Annotated in this window: 15 protein-coding genes; 8 read left to right on the top strand and 7 right to left on the bottom strand. The window is 74.4% G+C overall.

The genetic code is table 11. The features are described 5' to 3' along the window. Window positions 1-265: 265 nt before the first annotated feature. From LPA54_RS21525 to LPA54_RS21515, 3 genes are all read left to right on the top strand, one after another. A complete protein-coding gene (locus tag LPA54_RS21525; protein WP_228980273.1) occupies window positions 266-676 on the top strand; it encodes a DUF2267 domain-containing protein in 411 nt (136 codons plus the stop codon). 259 nt (window positions 677-935) lie between these two features. Next, a complete protein-coding gene (locus LPA54_RS21520; protein WP_228980271.1) occupies window positions 936-2,999 on the top strand; it encodes a discoidin domain-containing protein in 2,064 nt (687 codons plus the stop codon). 261 nt (window positions 3,000-3,260) lie between these two features. Then, window positions 3,261-3,746: a DUF2165 domain-containing protein gene (locus LPA54_RS21515; protein ID WP_228980367.1), complete on the top strand. Its 486-nt coding sequence runs from the start codon at window positions 3,261-3,263 to the stop codon at window positions 3,744-3,746. Window positions 3,747-3,838: 92 nt separating this feature from the next. Here LPA54_RS21515 and LPA54_RS21510 read toward each other — a convergent pair whose 3' ends face one another. Together LPA54_RS21510 and LPA54_RS21505 are read right to left on the bottom strand one after the other, a co-directional pair. Further along, window positions 3,839-5,674 carry an ATP-dependent DNA helicase RecQ gene (locus tag LPA54_RS21510; protein ID WP_228980269.1) on the bottom strand — a complete coding sequence of 612 codons (1,836 nt, stop codon included), beginning with the start codon at window positions 5,672-5,674 and terminating at the stop codon, window positions 3,839-3,841. A gap of 128 nt (window positions 5,675-5,802) precedes the next feature. Beyond that, on the bottom strand, window positions 5,803-7,005 hold the full coding sequence (locus LPA54_RS21505; RefSeq protein ID WP_228980267.1) for a phospholipase D-like domain-containing protein: 1,203 nt from the start codon (window positions 7,003-7,005) through the stop codon (window positions 5,803-5,805). Between the two features lie 216 nt (window positions 7,006-7,221). Here LPA54_RS21505 and LPA54_RS21500 point away from each other — a divergent pair, with 216 nt between their 5' ends. Continuing rightward, window positions 7,222-8,070, top strand: a complete 849-nt coding sequence (locus LPA54_RS21500; RefSeq protein ID WP_228980265.1) for an RNA polymerase sigma factor SigF — start codon at window positions 7,222-7,224, stop codon at window positions 8,068-8,070. A gap of 198 nt (window positions 8,071-8,268) precedes the next feature. Here LPA54_RS21500 and LPA54_RS21495 read toward each other — a convergent pair whose 3' ends face one another. Then, entirely contained in the window at window positions 8,269-8,670 is a 402-nt protein-coding gene (locus LPA54_RS21495; RefSeq protein WP_228980264.1) for an ATP-binding protein, read from the bottom strand. Between the two features lie 429 nt (window positions 8,671-9,099). On the opposite strand from LPA54_RS21495, the gene LPA54_RS42685 reads away from it, so the two are divergent. Further along, the gene (locus LPA54_RS42685) at window positions 9,100-9,984 is read left to right on the top strand and encodes an ANTAR domain-containing protein (RefSeq protein ID WP_228980263.1); all 885 of its coding nucleotides are present in this window, start codon (window positions 9,100-9,102) and stop codon (window positions 9,982-9,984) included. A 59-nt stretch (window positions 9,985-10,043) separates the two neighbouring features. On the opposite strand, the gene LPA54_RS21485 is transcribed toward LPA54_RS42685, so the two are convergent. After that, window positions 10,044-10,544 carry a pyridoxamine 5'-phosphate oxidase family protein gene (locus LPA54_RS21485; protein WP_228980261.1) on the bottom strand — a complete coding sequence of 167 codons (501 nt, stop codon included), beginning with the start codon at window positions 10,542-10,544 and terminating at the stop codon, window positions 10,044-10,046. Window positions 10,545-10,977: 433 nt separating this feature from the next. Here LPA54_RS21485 and LPA54_RS21480 point away from each other — a divergent pair, with 433 nt between their 5' ends. Further along, window positions 10,978-11,337 carry a hypothetical protein gene (locus tag LPA54_RS21480; RefSeq protein ID WP_228980260.1) on the top strand — a complete coding sequence of 120 codons (360 nt, stop codon included), beginning with the start codon at window positions 10,978-10,980 and terminating at the stop codon, window positions 11,335-11,337. A gap of 148 nt (window positions 11,338-11,485) precedes the next feature. Here LPA54_RS21480 and LPA54_RS21475 read toward each other — a convergent pair whose 3' ends face one another. Next, window positions 11,486-12,541 (bottom strand): magnesium and cobalt transport protein CorA, encoded by a 1,056-nt coding sequence (locus LPA54_RS21475; protein ID WP_228980258.1) that lies wholly within the window; start codon window positions 12,539-12,541, stop codon window positions 11,486-11,488. Window positions 12,542-12,915: 374 nt separating this feature from the next. Between LPA54_RS21475 and LPA54_RS21470 the strand changes: the two genes are divergently transcribed. Then, complete coding sequence (locus tag LPA54_RS21470; RefSeq protein ID WP_228980256.1) at window positions 12,916-13,338, top strand: SSI family serine proteinase inhibitor; 423 nt, start codon at window positions 12,916-12,918, stop codon at window positions 13,336-13,338. An 85-nt stretch (window positions 13,339-13,423) separates the two neighbouring features. Here the strand turns inward: LPA54_RS21470 and LPA54_RS21465 are convergent, their stop codons facing one another. Continuing rightward, on the bottom strand, window positions 13,424-13,789 hold the full coding sequence (locus LPA54_RS21465; protein ID WP_228980254.1) for an STAS domain-containing protein: 366 nt from the start codon (window positions 13,787-13,789) through the stop codon (window positions 13,424-13,426). 157 nt (window positions 13,790-13,946) lie between these two features. Between LPA54_RS21465 and LPA54_RS21460 the strand changes: the two genes are divergently transcribed. Continuing rightward, window positions 13,947-14,432, top strand: coding sequence for an ATP-binding protein (locus LPA54_RS21460; protein ID WP_228980251.1), 486 nt, complete (start codon window positions 13,947-13,949; stop codon window positions 14,430-14,432). Between the two features lie 108 nt (window positions 14,433-14,540). On the opposite strand, the gene LPA54_RS21455 is transcribed toward LPA54_RS21460, so the two are convergent. Further along, a complete protein-coding gene (locus LPA54_RS21455) occupies window positions 14,541-16,031 on the bottom strand; it encodes a SulP family inorganic anion transporter (protein ID WP_228980365.1) in 1,491 nt (496 codons plus the stop codon). Window positions 16,032-16,140 lie beyond the last annotated feature (109 nt).

The raw sequence follows: 16,140 nt of genomic DNA, 5'->3' as shown, positions 1-16,140 counted from the left end.
GTGCCCCGGCCTCCGTGGGCGATGCCTCGAGACGGCCCCGTCGATGAGTCCGTGTCCGCCCTGCCGGCGCGCCGCCCCGCCGGTACCGCGAGCGGGCGACCCGATGTGCGGCACCACCGGGCGGCCCCTACGGTGACGGGGACGGCGCCGGGACGGCGCGCGTAGGGACCGGTGGGGCGGCGCCGCCACCCGCCGGGCCGCGCGCCGAGCGGCGGGGCACCGCCCCGCGGGCGGCCGGCGGACCGTGCGGCAAGAGGAGACAGCGATGCGGCAGGACGAGTTCCTCGCCCGGGTGTGCGAGCGGGGCGAGTACCGCGGCCCGGAGGAGGCGGCGCAGATCACCGCGGCGGTCCTGGAGGTGCTCGGCCACCGCGTCGCCCCCGAGGATGCGGCGGCCCTCGCGGCGCTGCTGCCCGGGGACCTCGGCGAGCCGCTCACCACCGGCCCCGCCCGCACCGGTGGCTCGGGCGGTCCGGCCGAGGGCTTCGACGTCGCGGAGTTCCACCGGCGCGTCGACGAGCGGACCGGCGTCCGGCCGCGCACCGCCGAGTGGGACGCCGCCGCCGTCCTCGGGACCCTCGCCGAGGTCGTGCCGGGCGACCGGCTGGACCGGATCGCCGGCCGGCTCCCCCGCGAGTTCGGGGCACTCCTCCGCGGAGCCACCCCGCCCGACTGACCGCCGCCACCATCCGACCGGCCGCCCCCGTCGGTCTCCGTCGCGTGACCCCGTCCGCTCGGGCCCCGGCCGCCGCCCCGCCCCCCTGACCGCCCCACCGCGCCCGGCGACCCGCCACCCCCGCCCGGCCCGCCGCCTGGGCAGGCCCGTACCGGCGGCGCCCCGCGGCTCTTGACTGCTGTGCGACCCGGGCCGATCCTCGTCACAACACTGCACGGGACATGACAATCCGGCCGACCCGAAGGCATGAGTGACGCCCATGACCCGACACCCCCACGGCAGGCGCGGCATCCTCGCGGTCCTGGCGCTCCTCCTCACCGCGACGGCCCTGGCGCTCGGCCCCAGCGCGACCGGAGCCGTACCGGAACCCGCCTGGTGGGAGCCGTCCGCCCGACCCGCCCCCGACAGCGCGATCGGCGTCACCGGCGAGCCCTTCCGCGGCACGGACGCCCAGGGCCGGGTGCGGGGCTTCGTCGACGCCCACAACCACATCATGTCCAACGAGGCCTTCGGCGGCCGGCTGATCTGCGGCAAGCCCTTCTCCGAGCAGGGCGTCGCCGACGCGCTGAAGGACTGCCCCGAGCACTACCCCGACGGCTCCCTCGCCGTCTTCGACTTCATCACCAAGGGCGGCGACGGCCGGCACGACCCGCACGGCTGGCCCACCTTCGCCGACTGGCCCGCGCACGACTCCCTCACCCACCAGCAGAACTACTACGCCTGGATCGAGCGGGCCTGGCGCGGCGGGCAGCGGATCCTCGTCAACGACCTGGTCACCAACGGCGTCATCTGCTCCGTCTACTTCTTCAAGGACCGCGGCTGCGACGAGATGACCTCCATCCGCCTCCAGGCGCGCAAGACGTACGAGATGCAGGCGTACGTCGACCGCGTGTACGGCGGCCCCGGCCGCGGCTGGTTCCGGATCGTCACCGACAGCGCGCAGGCCCGCGAGGTGATCCGGCAGGGCAAGCTCGCCGTCGTCCTCGGGGTGGAGACCTCCGAACCGTTCGGCTGCAAGCAGATCCTGGACGTCGCCCAGTGCGACCGCGGGGACATCGACCGCGGCCTCGACGAACTCCACGCGCTCGGCGTGCGCAGCATGTTCCTCTGCCACAAGTTCGACAACGCGCTGTGCGGGGTCCGCTTCGACTCGGGCGCCCTCGGCACGGCCATCAACGTCGGCCAGTTCCTGTCGACCGGCACCTTCTGGCAGACCGGCAGGTGCACCGGGCCGCAGCAGGACAACCCCATCGGCCTCGCCGCCGCCCCCGGCGCCGAGGCGAAGCTGCCGCCCGGCGTCAGCGTCCCCGCCTACGCCGCCGACGCCCGCTGCAACACGCGGGGCCTGACCGAGCTGGGCGAGTACGCCCTGCGCGGCATGATGCGTCGCGGCATGATGCTGGAGATCGACCACATGAGCGTCAAGGCCGCGGGCCGCGCCCTCGACGTCCTCGACGCGGCGTCGTACCCGGGGGTCCTCTCGTCGCACAGCTGGATGGACCTCGACTGGACCGAGCGCGTCTACCGCCTCGGCGGCTTCATCGCCCAGTACATGCACGGCGCCGAGGCCTTCGGCGCGGAGGCGCGGCGCACGGACGCGCTGCGCGAGCGGTACGGCGTCGGTTACGGGTACGGCACCGACATGAACGGCGTCGGCGGCTGGCCCGGCCCCCGCGGCGCCGACACCCCGAACCCGGTGCGCTACCCGTTCCGCAGCGCCGACGGCGCTTCCGTCCTCGACCGCCAGACGACGGGGCAGCGCACCTGGGACGTCAACACCGACGGCGCCGCCCACCACGGCCTGGTCCCCGACTGGCTGGAGGACGTGCGGATCGTGGCCGGGCAGGACGTGGTGGACGACCTGTTCCGGGGCGCCGAGTCGTACCTGCGGACCTGGGGCGCCTCCGAACGCCACACGGCGGCGGAGAACCTCGCCACCGGCGCCGCCGCCACCGCGAGCTCCTCCGAGTGGTGGAACCCCTTCACCCGGTACGCGCCCGGCAACGCCGTCGACGGCGACCCCGGCACGCGCTGGGCGAGCGAGTGGAGCGACGACCAGTGGCTGCGGATCGACCTCGGCCGGGTCCGGTCCGTCGCCCGGGTCACGCTCGACTGGCAGGCCGCGCACGCGGCGGCGTACCGGGTCGAGCTGTCGACCGACGGCGCCGGGTGGCGGACCGCGTGGTCCACCACGGCCGGGGACGGCGGCCTCGACACGGCGCGCTTCGCCGCCACGGAGGCCCGGTACGTCCGCGTCGTCGGGGTACGGCGCGCCACCTCGTGGGGGTACTCCCTCCGGGAGGTCGGCGTCCACGAGCGGTGACGTTCACCGGGGGCGCGCGGTGGGCAGGCAGGGGAGGGAGACGACGGAGCGCGGCGACGGCCGGACGGCGGAGGAGGGCGTGTGAGAGCGGGCGAGGTCGGAGGAGCGGGGCGCGCGGACGGCACCGGAGGCACGGGCGTACCGGGGGAACCGGCCGCACCGGGCGTGTCCGGTGACCCGGGCGGGACGGGCGGCGGGCGGTCGGGCGTCCGGCGGGGCGGTCGGCGGCTGCCGGGTGTGCTGCCGTGCGCGGCGACCGCGATGACGGCCACCGTCGCCGTCCACATGGCGCTGGTGGCGTTCGGCAACATCACCGACTTCGGCACCAACCAGCAGTTCGTGCGGCACGTCCTGGCCATGGACACCACCTTCCGCGACCCGGACCTGATGTGGCGGGCGATCGAGTCGCCGGCCCTGCAGAACGCCGCCTACGTCGCCGTCATCGCCTGGGAGACGCTGACGGCCGCCGTCCTGCTGTACGCCACGGGCGTGTGGCTGCGGGCCCTGCGCCGCGGCGCGGCCGACCGCGCCCGCGCGGCGAGCACCGCCGGGCTGGTGATGGTGCTGCTGCTCTTCGGGCTCGGCTTCCTCGCCATCGGCGGCGAGTGGTTCGCGATGTGGCAGTCGTCGGACTGGAACGGCCTCGACGCGGCGGCCCGCAACGTGCTCCTCGCCGTCGCCGCGCTCGTGGTCGTCCACCTGCCGGCCGGCCCCCGCGCCCCCGACGGCAGCCGCACCGGCGGCTGACGCCCTGCCGGACCCCGGATCCCGGGTGCCCCCGGCTCCCCGGATGCCCCGGCGCCGCCGGGAGCCCGGTGCCCGGGGCCCGGGGCACCGGGTCAGCCGGAGGCTTCCGTACGCGCGGTGAGGAGGCCGTTGTCGGTGACCGCGGCGAGCGACAGCGTCCGGTAGCCCATCGCGTCGAAGAGGACCGTGATCCGATCGCCCTCCTCGCTCATCACCGTGCCGTCGCCCCACTCGCCGTGCCGCACCGGCGTCCCCGCCGGGTACGCGGCGGCGGCCGGGTGGGCGGGAGGGTCGTCCGGCGCGTCCCCGGGCCCCACCCCGTCCGCCCCGGCGGTGACGCCCGCCGCCGGGCCGTCCGACGGGGCCGGCTCGCAGATGTCGCAGGCGCCGCACGGCGGCTCGTAGGGTTCGCCGAAGTAGCCCAGCAGGAAGCGGCGCCGGCAGCCCGTCGTCTCCGCGTAGGCGAGCGTCATCTCCAGCCGCGACCGCTCCAGCCTGCGGCGCGCCTCGGCCGCCTCCGCCGCGTCCGCGGCGGCGTCGCCGGGCGCCACGCCGGGCACGGCCCGTACCTCACCCGCCCCGTCCGTCCGGACGGCGCCTGCCTCCTCCAGCAGGTTGGCGGCGGCCGTCACCCGGCGGCGGGTGAGCCCGGCCCGCTCGCCGACCTCGTCCAGCCCTACGGGGCCGTCCGCGTCCCGGATGTGCGCGGCGACCTCCCCGATGGTCTCCTCGTCGGGCGCCCGGGCGGCGAAGAGGTGTTGGAGGCCGCTGTCCTCAGGCCGGTAGTGGAGGACCGCGACCGCGGGCCGCCCGTCGCGGCCCGCCCGGCCGATCTCCTGGTAGTACGCGTCGAGGGAGCCCGGCACGGAGGCGTGCAGGACGAACCGCACGTCCTCCTTGTCGATGCCCATGCCGAACGCGGACGTCGCGACGACCACGTCCGCCTCCCCGGCGAGGAACGCGTCGTGCACCCGGGACCGCTCGCCGACGCGCAGCCCGGCGTGGTAGGCGGCGGCCGACAGGCCGAGACCGGCCAGCTCCGCCGCGTACTCCTCGGCGTCCCGGCGCGTCGCCGTGTACACGATGCCGGGCTTGGGCTCGGCGGCGGCGCGCTCCACGACCGCACGGCGTTTGGCCGCGTCGTCCGGGAAGCGCCGCACCTCCAGCGTGATGTTCGGCCGGTCGAAGCCGGCGACGACGAGCGCGGGGTCCTCCATGCCGAGCCGCCGGACGATCTCCTCGCGGACCGGGGGAGCGGCAGTGGCCGTCAGGGCCAGGACCGGGGGCCTGCCGACCCGCTCGATCGCCCCGCCGAGGCGAAGGTAGTCGGGGCGGAAGTCATGGCCCCAGGCGGCGACGCACTGGGCCTCGTCGACGACGAACAGCGAGGGCGCCGCGCGGGCGACCCGCTCCACGACGTCGTCCTTCGTCAGCTGCTCGGGGGAGAGGAACAGGTACTCGGCGTCCCCGTGCCGCACCGCGTCCCAGGCGGCCGCGGTCTCCCCGGCGGGCTGGGCGGAGTTCACGGCGACGGCGTCCGGCCCGCCGCGCTCCAGGAGCCCGGCGATCTGGTCCCGCTGGAGGGCGATCAGCGGCGAGACGACGACCGTGGGGCCGGGCAGGCAGACCGCGGCCACCTGGTACACCGCGGACTTGCCCGCGCCCGTGGGCATGACCGCCAGGGTGTCGCGGCCCGCGACGACCGCCTCCATGGCGGTCAGCTGCCCCGGCCGCAGCTCCCGCCAACCGAACACCTCGGCGGCGGCCCGCTCCAGGCGGCCCGCCACGGAGCCGGACCCGCGCCCTCGCCCCTCCGGCGCCTTCGCCTCCTTCGAGCCCTCCCCGTCCTGTGAGCCCCGCACCCCCTTCGGGTCCTTCAGGCCCTCCGAGTCCTTCACGTCCTTCACGTCCTGCGGCTCCTCCGGCATGGCGCCTCCCGCCTCTCCTCGGTGGGGCGGCCGGGACCACCGAACCGCGCACGCGACCCGACTACCCCCTTTCGGGCAGTCCTCCCCGCGCACGCCCCGCACGGCGGCGCCCCGGCCGGGGCGCCGGCTCACAGGAACCGGCGGATCGGGGTGACGGCCAGCTCCCGCAGCCGCTGGACCACGGCGCGACGCCGCCAGCGGGTGAGGTCGACGGCCTCGCTGCGCGCGACGTCCTCGTCGTAGTGCCGGTCCAGGGTGGCGGTGAACTCCTCGTCGAGGACGGCGAGCATGACCTCCTCGTCGTGGTCCATGGACCGCCGGTTGAAGTTGGTGGAGCCGATGAGCGACGCCACCCGGTCCACCGTGATGATCTTCGCGTGCATCATGGTCGGCTGGAACTGGCGGATCACGACGCCCGCCGCCAGCAGCTCCGTGTAGTGGGACTGCCCCGCGATCCGGCAGGCCCGCTGGTCGGTGTGGGGACCGGGCAGCAGGATCTCCACCGTCACGCCGCGCCGGGCGGTGCGGCACAGCAGATCGACGAAGTAGGGGTCCGGGGCGAAGTAGGCCGTGGCGAGGCGGAAGCGCTCCTCAGCCGAGGTCAGCATCACCCGCACCAGGGTCTGCATGTCCTGCCAGCCGATGCTCGCCGAGCCCCGTACGACCTGCACGACCGACGTGCCGGGCTGCGGCTGCTCGGCGAAGCGGTCGCGGTGGTCGAACAGCTCGTCGTGGCACTCCGCCCAGTTCTGCGCGAACGCCGCGGCGATGCCGTCCACGGCCGGGCCCTCGATCCGCACGTGGGTGTCGCGCCACTCCCCGGGGCCGCGCGCGTCGCCGCACCACTCCTCGGCGATCCCGACGCCCCCGGTGAACGCGGTGCGCTCGTCCACCACCAGCGCCTTGCGGTGGCAGCGGTGGTTCTGCTTGAACGGCGACAGCCAGACCGGTTTGCGGAACCAGGCGATCTGCACGCCGGCGTCCTCCATGTCGTCCAGGAGGCTCCGCTCGATGAGCCGGGCGCCGAACCCGTCGAGGAGCAACCGCACGCGCACCCCGGCGCGGGCCCGGTCGGCCAGCGCGGCCGCGAAGTCGCGGGCTATCGCCCCCCGCCAGTAGACGAAGGTCATCATGTCGATGGTGTGCTCGGCCGACCGGATCGCGCCGAGCATCGCGGGGAAGATCTCGTCGCCGTTGCGCAGCGGCAGCAGCGAGTTCCCCTCGGTCGCGGCGATGCCGATCAGCCGTTCCAGTCGTCTTCGCAGCCGCTGCTCGCGCTCCTCCGTGACACTCTCCGTGGTGGGACCGTCACAGGTCTCGGAGCGGGTCACGTCGGCCTCCTGAAGCGGTACGGGGTACTGGCATCCCACCGTTTTCCCAGAGCCGCCGCCCCGAACCACCGCCGCCGCACCCCGGTGCGGGAGGTCCCGGCGGCGATTCGGCGACGGGCGGAAAAAAGATGAGCATGCTTCGTGTGGAACCGGGTATGCGCGGCCCACAGGCCCTCACAGACCGACGAGGGCGACCACCCAGGGAGGGATGCAGGCATGACCGCGGTTCTGGCCGGTACCAAGACGGAGCACATTGCCGAGCTGCGGAAGCCGGCTGACCCCAAGAACGTGGCGCCGAAGGACGCCCGGGCGATGACCCGGCTCTTCCTGGACCGGCTGGCCTCCCTGGAGGAGGGCACCCACGAGTACCAGGACGTCCGCAACACCCTCATCGAGATGAACATGTCCCTCGTCCGGTACGCGGCGGGCCGCTTCCGCAGCCGTGGCGCGGACGAGATGGAGGACATCGTCCAGGTCGGCATGATCGGCCTGATCAAGGCCATCGACCGGTTCGAGATCTCCCGCGAGGTGGAGTTCACCACCTTCGCCGTCCCGTACATCATGGGTGAGATCAAGCGGTTCTTCCGTGACACGTCGTGGGCCGTCCACGTACCGCGCCGCCTCCAGGAGGCGCGCGTCGAGCTGGCCCGCGCGACCGAGGAGCTGCGCAGCCGGCTCGGCCGCACCCCGACGGTCAAGGAGCTCGCGGAGCTCATGAGCCTCACGGAGGACGAGGTCGTCGAGGCGCGGCTCGCCTCCAACGCCTACAACTCCAGCTCCCTGGACGCGGCCGTCACCGGTGACGGCGAGGACGGCGAGGCGGCCCTGGCCGACTTCATCGGCGTCGAGGACCACGCGATGGAGCTGGTCGAGGACTTCCACAGCCTCGCCCCCCTGGTCGCCGACCTCGACGACCGCGAGCGGCGCATCCTGCACCTGCGCTTCGTCGAGGAGCTCACCCAGTCGCAGATCGGCGAGCAGCTGGGCTGCTCCCAGATGCACGTCTCGCGGCTGCTGTCGCGGACCCTGAAGAAGCTGCGCAAGGGCATGCTGACGACTGACTGAGCCGCCGGCCGGCACCGCCGACGCGTCCGACACGCGCGGCGCGCCGCGACGCCGACCGCTTGTGACCGCACGCACCGACGTGACCGCCCGATCCGCCCCCGCCCCCGGGCGGGGCGGTCGCCGGACGTCCGCCCGGCGCCCACCAGGGTGCCGGGCCCGGTCCGGGTCCGGTCACCAGGGTCGCGAAGGGCACCGGGCTCACCAGGGGAGGAAGACGTGCACCGTCTTCCCCTCCCGGCCGGGCACGGTGACGGTCTGCTCGGCGAGCGCACCGATCAGGTGCCAGCCGATGCCGCCGCGCCCCTCCAGGTCGAACGGCCGGGGCCGCGGCGCGGCCGGGTTGGTGTCGGTGACCGCCACGTGCACGCTGTCGGCGACGGCGCGCAGCTGGAGCGTGAACGGCCCGGGTGCGAAGGTGAAGGCGTTCAGGGCGAGTTCGGTGACCACCAGCAGTACGTCGTCCAGAGCGTCCGGGGCCCGCGGTGCCTGGATGCGTTCCAGGCCGTGGAGGAAGGCGGCCGCCCCTTGACGGGCCTCCGCCACGTCGCCGAGCGCCCCGTCGAAGTGCCAGGTCTGCTCGACGCTCAGGGTGTTCAGCATGCCGGCTTCCTCATCCGCGCCGTCGCGTTCGGCGGGCATTCCCCTCTCCCCTCTCTCCTGCGTGCGGAACTGAAGGTCCGTATCGACTTCCCCTTCCGTGCGCACGCATGTCCGCTGTGCGGGCGCGGATGGCGGAAGGCGGCCCCCGGAGCGCCGCGCACGGCGGTGGCCCCCGCCCTCCGGCCGTCGTTCGGCCCGCCGTGCCGCCCCCTCGGCGCGGCGGACGCCTCGAACGGTCCGGCGCCCGGACATCCCGCACACGTCGCCGTCTGAGCATCCCCCTCCGGTACCCGCCCGACTCCACGTCGGGACGTGCCCGACTCCGGTGGCCGTCCGCACGCCGGTGTGTCACCGGCGCGAGCCGGGGCATGCGGAGCAGGTCATCGCCGACTCGCTGCCCGGAAAGGACGTCGTGTGCGGGGCCGTGCCGTGCGTCGGATCACACCGCGTCAGGCCGACTACGCACGCGCCTTCCGCGCCGACCGGTCGCCCCTGGTGCTCCTCGACCCCGGGTTGACCGTCCTGGACGCCAACCCGGCGTACCTGCGGGCGGCCGGCCGCGAACGCGGCGAGGTGGTGGGCCGAGGCCTCCTCGACACCCTGCCCGGCGCCCCGACCGGCCCCGAGGCGGACCGCGCCCGTCACGGCGGCGAGGACTCCGACAGCGACCGGGAGCGACACCGCGACGGAGACCGCGACCGAGACCCAGACCGCGACGGAGACCCCGGCCCCGGCCCCGGCCCCGGCCGTTCCGGTGGCCGGTGGGGGAGCGGCGTACCGGCCGTGCTCGGCGCCTCCTTGCGACGCGTCCTGCGCCTGCGCCGCCCGGACGTGACGCCGCCCCAGCGGGTCCGCGTACCGTCCCCCGGCGATCCCGCCGGCGGCACCGAGCGGAGCTGGGCGTTCCACAGCACCCCCCTGCTCGACGCCGACGGGGCCGTGACCGGTCTGCTCGTCCGGGTCGAGGACGCCACCGGCTCCCCGGCCCACCGCGCGCAGGATGGCCCGGCCGCGAACGACGGGACGATCGCGGCGCTGGAGACGGAGAACGCGCAGCTGAGGACGGCACTGCGGTCCCGCGCCACGATCGACCGGGCGGTCGGCATCGTGATGGCCGAGCGGCGCGTCGGCCCGGACGCGGCCTTCCGGGTCCTGGTGTCCCTGTCGCAGAACACGAACGTCAAGCTCCGCGACGTGGCCGCCGCCCTGGTCCACCGCACGGCGGGCCGGGACGGCCCTCACATGGCGGACGGCGGGCCCGACGGGACGCCCGGGCCGGGTGCCAGGACGAGGAGGCGGCCACCCGCCGTATGACGCCGGACCGGACACCGACCCGCCTCGCCCACCATCACCGCGCCCCCGCCTCCCGACCGTCATCCCCCGCCCGGTCGCCCGCCTCCGCGCGACGGCACGCCCCCGTCCAGCAGTTCGCCGTCGTGCATCAGGTGCCGGCCGGGGAGCTCGTGCTCTCCCCGCCACGCCTGCACCGCGTGCGGCAGCACCCGGAGGTAGGCGAAGGCGCGCGGCTCCCGCCTCGGGTCCCACCCGTGCCGTGCGGCGTACGCGTCCGCCGCCGCGGCCGGCACCTCCCCGGCGGCGAAGACCTCCACCGTGCCGTCGAGGAGGACGACGTCGTACGTGTCGCCGAACGCCAACCGCGCACGGCCACCGTCGCGCAGGTTGCGGGTGGTCGGATTGGTGGCGCGCGTGGCCAGCCACACCGCCTCCCCGTCCCACAGGAACCACAGAGGTACCAGGTACGGGGCGCCGGGCCCGCCGGCGGACGCGACCCACACGTCCCTCTCCGTCCGCAGCCTCGCCAGTACGTCGCGCCGGCGCGCATCGAGGCCGCGCGGCGGTCGGGTCGTCTCCATGGCCGGGACGCTACCGATCATGCCGGGAGCCCGCATCGGACGTGCGGCGTAAGCCCCGGGACGCGGTCCCCCGCCACCGGGACCGGCCGGCGGCTCCGGCGGGTCAGGCGGGCCGCCTGGGACCGGCTCGCCGACGACCGCCCCGACCCCTTCCCCACCGGCTGCCGCACGCGCCGTTGAAGTGCCCGATCTCCGGTGTCGTGCCGCTCGATCGTCCGGCGTCTTTGCGAGGGTGGGAGGGGGCACCCGGAAGACGCCCGCTCCCGCTCACCGTCGACTGCCCGGACGGGACCCGTATGGCCATGACGACCGAACCCACCAGCACCCAGCCCACGCCCTCCCGGCGGCCGAACGGAAGTGGCCGGTGGAAGGCCGCCGCACCCGGCAAGGGGATGTCCACCACGCGCCGCGAGGGGGAGCGGCGGTGGCACGGATGACGACCCGGACGCCCCGGACGACCGGCGGCGAGGTGGCGGCGGGCCTCAACGCCGTCGAGGGCTACCTGCTCGCCCAGGCGGAGCTGCGCGAGGCCCGCGAGGCGGGCGAGGCGTTCGCGCGCCGCATGCCGTGGCTGACCACCGCGCAGCACGCGGAGGTCGCCCGCCTCCACGCCGAGGACCACATCGAGCGGTCCATGGACGCCCTGCGGTCGGTCGCCGCCCACAGCGTCGCCCTGCGGGCGGAGTACACGGCCCGCCACGCCCGGCTCCGCCAACGCCTCCTGTGCCTCGCCGTCGCCTCACTCGCCACGTCGGCGGCCCTGTGCACGAGCGCCTGGCTCCTCACCCGGTGACCCGGCACCCCGCGCCCGCTCGGGACGTCCGGTGGCAACGCGCCCGCGCGGCCACCGCCCCGGCCCGGTGCCCGACAGCGCCTCTCCGGACGCCTCCGGCCGGAGCCGGACGCCTCCGGCCGGAGGGGGGCCTTCCCGGACGGCGTACCTAGAGCCAGCCGTTGCGGCGGAAGGCCCGGTACAGGGCTCCGGACGCCAGGGCCATGAGGGCGAGGGCGAGAGGGTAGCCGTAGCTCCAGCCGAGTTCGGGCATGTGCTCGAAGTTCATGCCGTAGACGCCGGCGACCATCGTGGGGACGGCGAAGATCGCCGCCCAGGCCGAGATGCGGCGCATGTCGTCGTTCTGCCAGGTCCCCACCCGCGCCTGCTGGGCGTCGAGGACCGAGTTGAGCAGTTCGTCGAGGGAGCGGACCTCCGTGTCGGTGCGGTTGAGGTGGTCCGCGACGTCACGGAAGTACGGCAGCGCCTTCGACAGGTGGACCCGCCGGTCCGGCCCGCCCCGGCCCTCCTCCCTCGTGCCCTGCCCGACCGGACCCCCGTCCGGGCCCCGCCCGTCCGCGTCAGGGTCGTTCAGGAGCCCCTGGAGGACCGGGACGAGGGGCTGGACCGCGTCGCGGAACTCGCGCACCTCGCGCTTGAGGGAGTAGATGGACTCCGTGTGGTCCACGCGGGTCGTGGAGAAGACGCTGTCCTCCAGCGCGGTCAGCGCGGTGCGCACCTTTTCGGCGGAGTCGCCGTAGGCGTCCACGACCACGTCGAGGACGGCGTGCAGGACGGAGAGCGGGCCGAAGCGGAGCATGCCCGGGTTGGCCTCGAGCCGCCGGGCGGCCTCGGTGGCCGGGTCGACCGGGCCGTGCCGCACGGTCAGGACGTAGCGGGGGCCGACGAAGAGCATCATCTCCCCGGTCTCGACCGCCCTCTCGTCCTCCAGGTACCAGAGCGTCTTGAGCGCGACGGCCAGCACGTCGCCGAACCGCTCCCGCTTCGGGCGCTGCTGCGCCTGTACGGCGTCCTCGACCGCGAGGGGGTGCAGGCCCAGCTCCTCCGCGAGCCGGACCAGCTCCGCCTCCGCCGGGTCGACGAGGCGCACCCAGCCGAACTCGCCCTCGCCCAGGTCGCGCAGCCGCTTCAGGACCCGGTGGCAGGCGTCCTCGCCGAGCCCGCACTCCACCGTCTCCGAACGGCCCGACCGCTCCTCGTACATCACGCATTCCATTCCACGCGCATGCTTCGCCGCACCGATTTCATGCGCGGTGGGCCCATGCGGGGGCGCGGACGTCACTATCCGGTCAGCTTTGGTGGACGTTCGGTGAACCGGGAGCGGCCGACAGCAGGTCAGCGCCTTGACCTGCCACTGTCACACACGGGTGCAGCCCCGTCCCGCTGTGTGAGCGCGGCACCCGTACACCCGTCTGAGCTGCCAGAACGACCGTTCGGTCACCGGTAATCGAACGAGATGTCTGTAAATCGGTGATGGATGTGCATCCGACCTTCACTTCAGACAGAGTCGGCGGCACGCGGTCGACACAACGTAGACGACTGCTGCCCCTGACCTTCACATCGAAAGAGAGTTTCGTCGTGCGTCTTCGCCTCGCCGCCGTCTCCGCCGCCTCCCTCCTGGCCCTCACGGCCGCCACCGGAGTCGCGGCGGCCCAGCCCGCCACCGGGTCGGCCGCCCCCTCCGCGGTGGTCCTCTCCGTCACGCAGGGCGAGTACGGCGCCACCGTCACGAAGGCCGCCACCCTCAGCTGCGCGCCGGTCGTCCGGGGGACGCACCCCGACCCGAAGGCCGCCTGCGCCGCGCTCGCCGCCACCACCGGCGACTTCGACGCGCTCGTGGCCACGCCGGACCCGAACCGGTTCTGCCCGATGCACTACGACCCCGTCACCGCCGCCGTCGACGGCGTCTGGCAGGGCGAGCGCGTCGCCTGGAAGCGCACCTTCTCCAACGCGTGCGTCATGGCGGCGACCCTGAACGGGAGCCCCGTGTTCGCGTTCTGAGCACCCCGCAGAAGCGTCCCACTCCGCGGCGCTGTCGACGCACCGCGCTCGCCCGTACCAGGGGAACGGGGGCAGGGGCCGGTGCTCAGCCGTGCAGGGCCTGTCGGAGGGTGGGGTGGCAGGGGATGACGGTGTCCAGGCCCACCAGCCGCATCAGGCGCAGCACCGACTCCTGGGGCTCGGCCAGGCGCAGCCAGCCGTCGGCGCCGACGGCGCTGTGGTGGGCGACGATGAGGACGTTGACGCCGCTGGAGTCCATGAAGGACACGCCGCCCAGGTCGATCACCGTCCGCGGCGGTCCGTCGCCCGGGTCCGGGGCCAAGGCCCGGAGGAGGGCTTCGCGGCAGGTGTGGTCGATCTCGCCGCGGACGGTGACGATCCGGACGCCGTCGACGCAGTCCGTGCGGATCGACAGCGGGCCGGGCCGCACTGCCTCTTCGGTGTCCTTCACGGGTACCTCTGCTGCTCTCGCCGGACCGGGTCGGATGATCATGCGCACGGGTAGCCTCTCACAGGGGGCCACCCTGCACCATGTGGTCGACGCCTCGGCGAAGCGCAGGTGCATGAGAGCTGTCATCGCGGGTATGCGCGCAGGCGTGAACGGGGGAATGGCAGTGGAGCCAGTGGAATCCGCACCGGGCGGCGAGGGCGTCAGGCCCGCCGCCCTCCAGGACATCGTCGCGCTCGACGGCGACGGCTCGTGCATCGCCGAGGCCCGCCACCGCGCGGCGGACTTCCTCGCGCGGGTCCAGGGCGAGTACGGGCTGCCGGTGTCGGCCCGCGCGATGGACCTGACCCAGCTGGTCGTCAGCGAGCTCGTCACCAACGCCCGCAAGTACGCGCCCGGGCCGGTACTGATGGAGCTGCGCCTCGTCGGCGACTCGGTGGAGGTCGTCGTGTGGGACAGCGATCCGGTCCTGCCGGTCGCGCGGGCGGCCGACCCGGGCCGGGTCGGCCAGCACGGCCTGGAGATCGTGATGGCCGTGGCCCAGGGGTTCGAGGTGCAGCGGGAGCCGGTCGGCAAGCGCGTCACGGCCCGCATCGCGCTGCCCGACGACCCCGGCGACGCCCACACCGGCCGCCGCCCGCAGTGACCCCCTCGCACGCCCCGCTCCCGGAACGTCACGGGAGCGGGAGGCGGGGTGCGCGGCAGCGGGGACGGGGCGGGGGCGCGGCGGGCGGCGGCGCGCCGTCAGCGGCTCTCAGTGACCCGCCGTGAGCTCGCCGGTCAGCTTCCCGTGCAGACGGGCGCTGGGGTCGTTCAGGCCGGTGATCTCGACGCTCTTGCCGCGCTGCGCGTACTTCGTCTCGATGGCGTCCAGCGCGGCGACGGATGAGGCGTCCCAGACGTGGGCCGCGCTCAGGTCGATGACGACCCTCTCCGGGTCGCCCGCGTAGTCGAACCGGCCGACGAGGTCGTTGGACGAGGCGAAGAACAGCTCGCCCGTGACCCGGTAGACGACCGTGGTCCCGTCGGGGTCGACGACGGCGGTGACGTCGGCGAAGTGGGCGACGCGCTTGGCGAAGACGACCATGGCGGTGACGGAGCCGACGACGACGCCGACGGCGAGGTTGTGGGTCGCCACCACACAGGCGACGGTGATCACCATCACGGCGATCTCGCCGGCGGGCATCCGCTTCAGCGTCCTCGGCGCGACGGAGTGCCAGTCGAAGGTGGCGAACGACACCATGACCATGACGGCGACCAGGGCGGCCATCGGGATGTCGGAGACGACCGGGCCGAACACGACGCACAGCACCATCAGGAACGCGCCCGCCAGGAAGGTCGAGAGGCGGGTACGGGCCCCGGACACCTTCACGTTGATCATCGTCTGCCCGATCACGGCGCAGCCGCCCATGCCGCCGAAGAAGCCGGTGACGATGTTGGCGACGCCCTGGCCGACCGACTCGCGGGTCTTGTCGGAGCGGGTGTCGGTGATGTCGTCGACGAGCTTGGCGGTCATCAGCGACTCCATGAGGCCGACCAGCGCCATGGCGAACGCGTAGGGGGCGATCGTCGTCAGGGTGTCGAGGGTGAACGGCACGTCGGGCAGGCCCGGTACGGGCAGCGACGACGGCAGGGCGCCCCTGTCGCCGACGGTGGGCACCGCGATGGCCGCCCCGACGGTGATCGCGGTCAGGATGACGATGGACACCAGCGGTGCCGGGACCACGGTGGTCACCCGCGGGAAGAACACCATCAGCGCGAGCCCGCCGACGACGAGCGGGTACACGGCCCACGGGACGTCGCGCAGCTCGGGGATCTGCGCCATGAAGACGAGGATCGCCAGGGAGTTGACGAAACCGACCATCACGGAGCGGGGGATGAAGCGCATGAGTCTCGCCACCCCGAGGGCGCCCAGGACGACCTGGAAGACGCCGGCCAGGATGACGGCGGCGATCAGGTGACCGAGGCCGTGCTCGCGGTTGAGCGGTGCGATGACGAGGGCGACGGCTCCGGTCGCGGCGGAGATCATGGCGCGGCGCCCGCCGACGACCGAGATGACGACGGCCATGGTGAAGGAGGCGAACAGCCCGATCGTCGGGTCGACGCCCGCGATGATCGAGAAGGAGATCGCCTCGGGGATCAGCGCGAGCGCCACGACGAGACCGGCGAGGACCTCGGTGCGCCAGACCTTCGGGTCGGAGAGCCAGTCGGGCTTCAGGCCGCGCAGGCGCGCGGCCGGGGACACGGCGGTGGTGAAGGACAAGGGATCGGGAACCTGTCGTGCTCGGGCACTCCTCCCGTGGCGGGCCGGGGGAGTGGGGGAGGGCGCGGAGGAGCCGGGCGGCACCCCGCGG

It is taken from the genome of Streptomyces sp. DH12, assembly GCF_020873895.1.
Taxonomy (GTDB): domain Bacteria; phylum Actinomycetota; class Actinomycetes; order Streptomycetales; family Streptomycetaceae; genus Streptomyces.
The sequence above is the reverse complement of the archived record's forward strand: the minus strand, read 5'-3'. Positions and strand labels throughout refer to the sequence as shown.

Bases quoted from the DNA above. Each gene is read 5' to 3' on its own strand.
- LPA54_RS21525 (WP_228980273.1), top strand. From the start codon at position 266: ATGCGGCAGGACGAGTTCCTCGCCCGGGTGTGCGAGCGGGGCGAGTAC.
- LPA54_RS21520 (WP_228980271.1), top strand. From the start codon at position 936: ATGACCCGACACCCCCACGGCAGGCGCGGCATCCTCGCGGTCCTGGCG.
- LPA54_RS21515 (WP_228980367.1), top strand. From the start codon at position 3,261: ATGACGGCCACCGTCGCCGTCCACATGGCGCTGGTGGCGTTCGGCAAC.
- LPA54_RS21510 (WP_228980269.1), bottom strand. From the start codon at position 5,674: ATGCCGGAGGAGCCGCAGGACGTGAAGGACGTGAAGGACTCGGAGGGC.
- LPA54_RS21500 (WP_228980265.1), top strand. From the start codon at position 7,222: ATGACCGCGGTTCTGGCCGGTACCAAGACGGAGCACATTGCCGAGCTG.
- LPA54_RS21495 (WP_228980264.1), bottom strand. From the start codon at position 8,670: ATGCTGAACACCCTGAGCGTCGAGCAGACCTGGCACTTCGACGGGGCG.
- LPA54_RS21485 (WP_228980261.1), bottom strand. From the start codon at position 10,544: ATGGAGACGACCCGACCGCCGCGCGGCCTCGATGCGCGCCGGCGCGAC.
- LPA54_RS21480 (WP_228980260.1), top strand. From the start codon at position 10,978: ATGACGACCCGGACGCCCCGGACGACCGGCGGCGAGGTGGCGGCGGGC.
- LPA54_RS21475 (WP_228980258.1), bottom strand. From the start codon at position 12,541: ATGTACGAGGAGCGGTCGGGCCGTTCGGAGACGGTGGAGTGCGGGCTC.
- LPA54_RS21460 (WP_228980251.1), top strand. From the start codon at position 13,947: ATGGCAGTGGAGCCAGTGGAATCCGCACCGGGCGGCGAGGGCGTCAGG.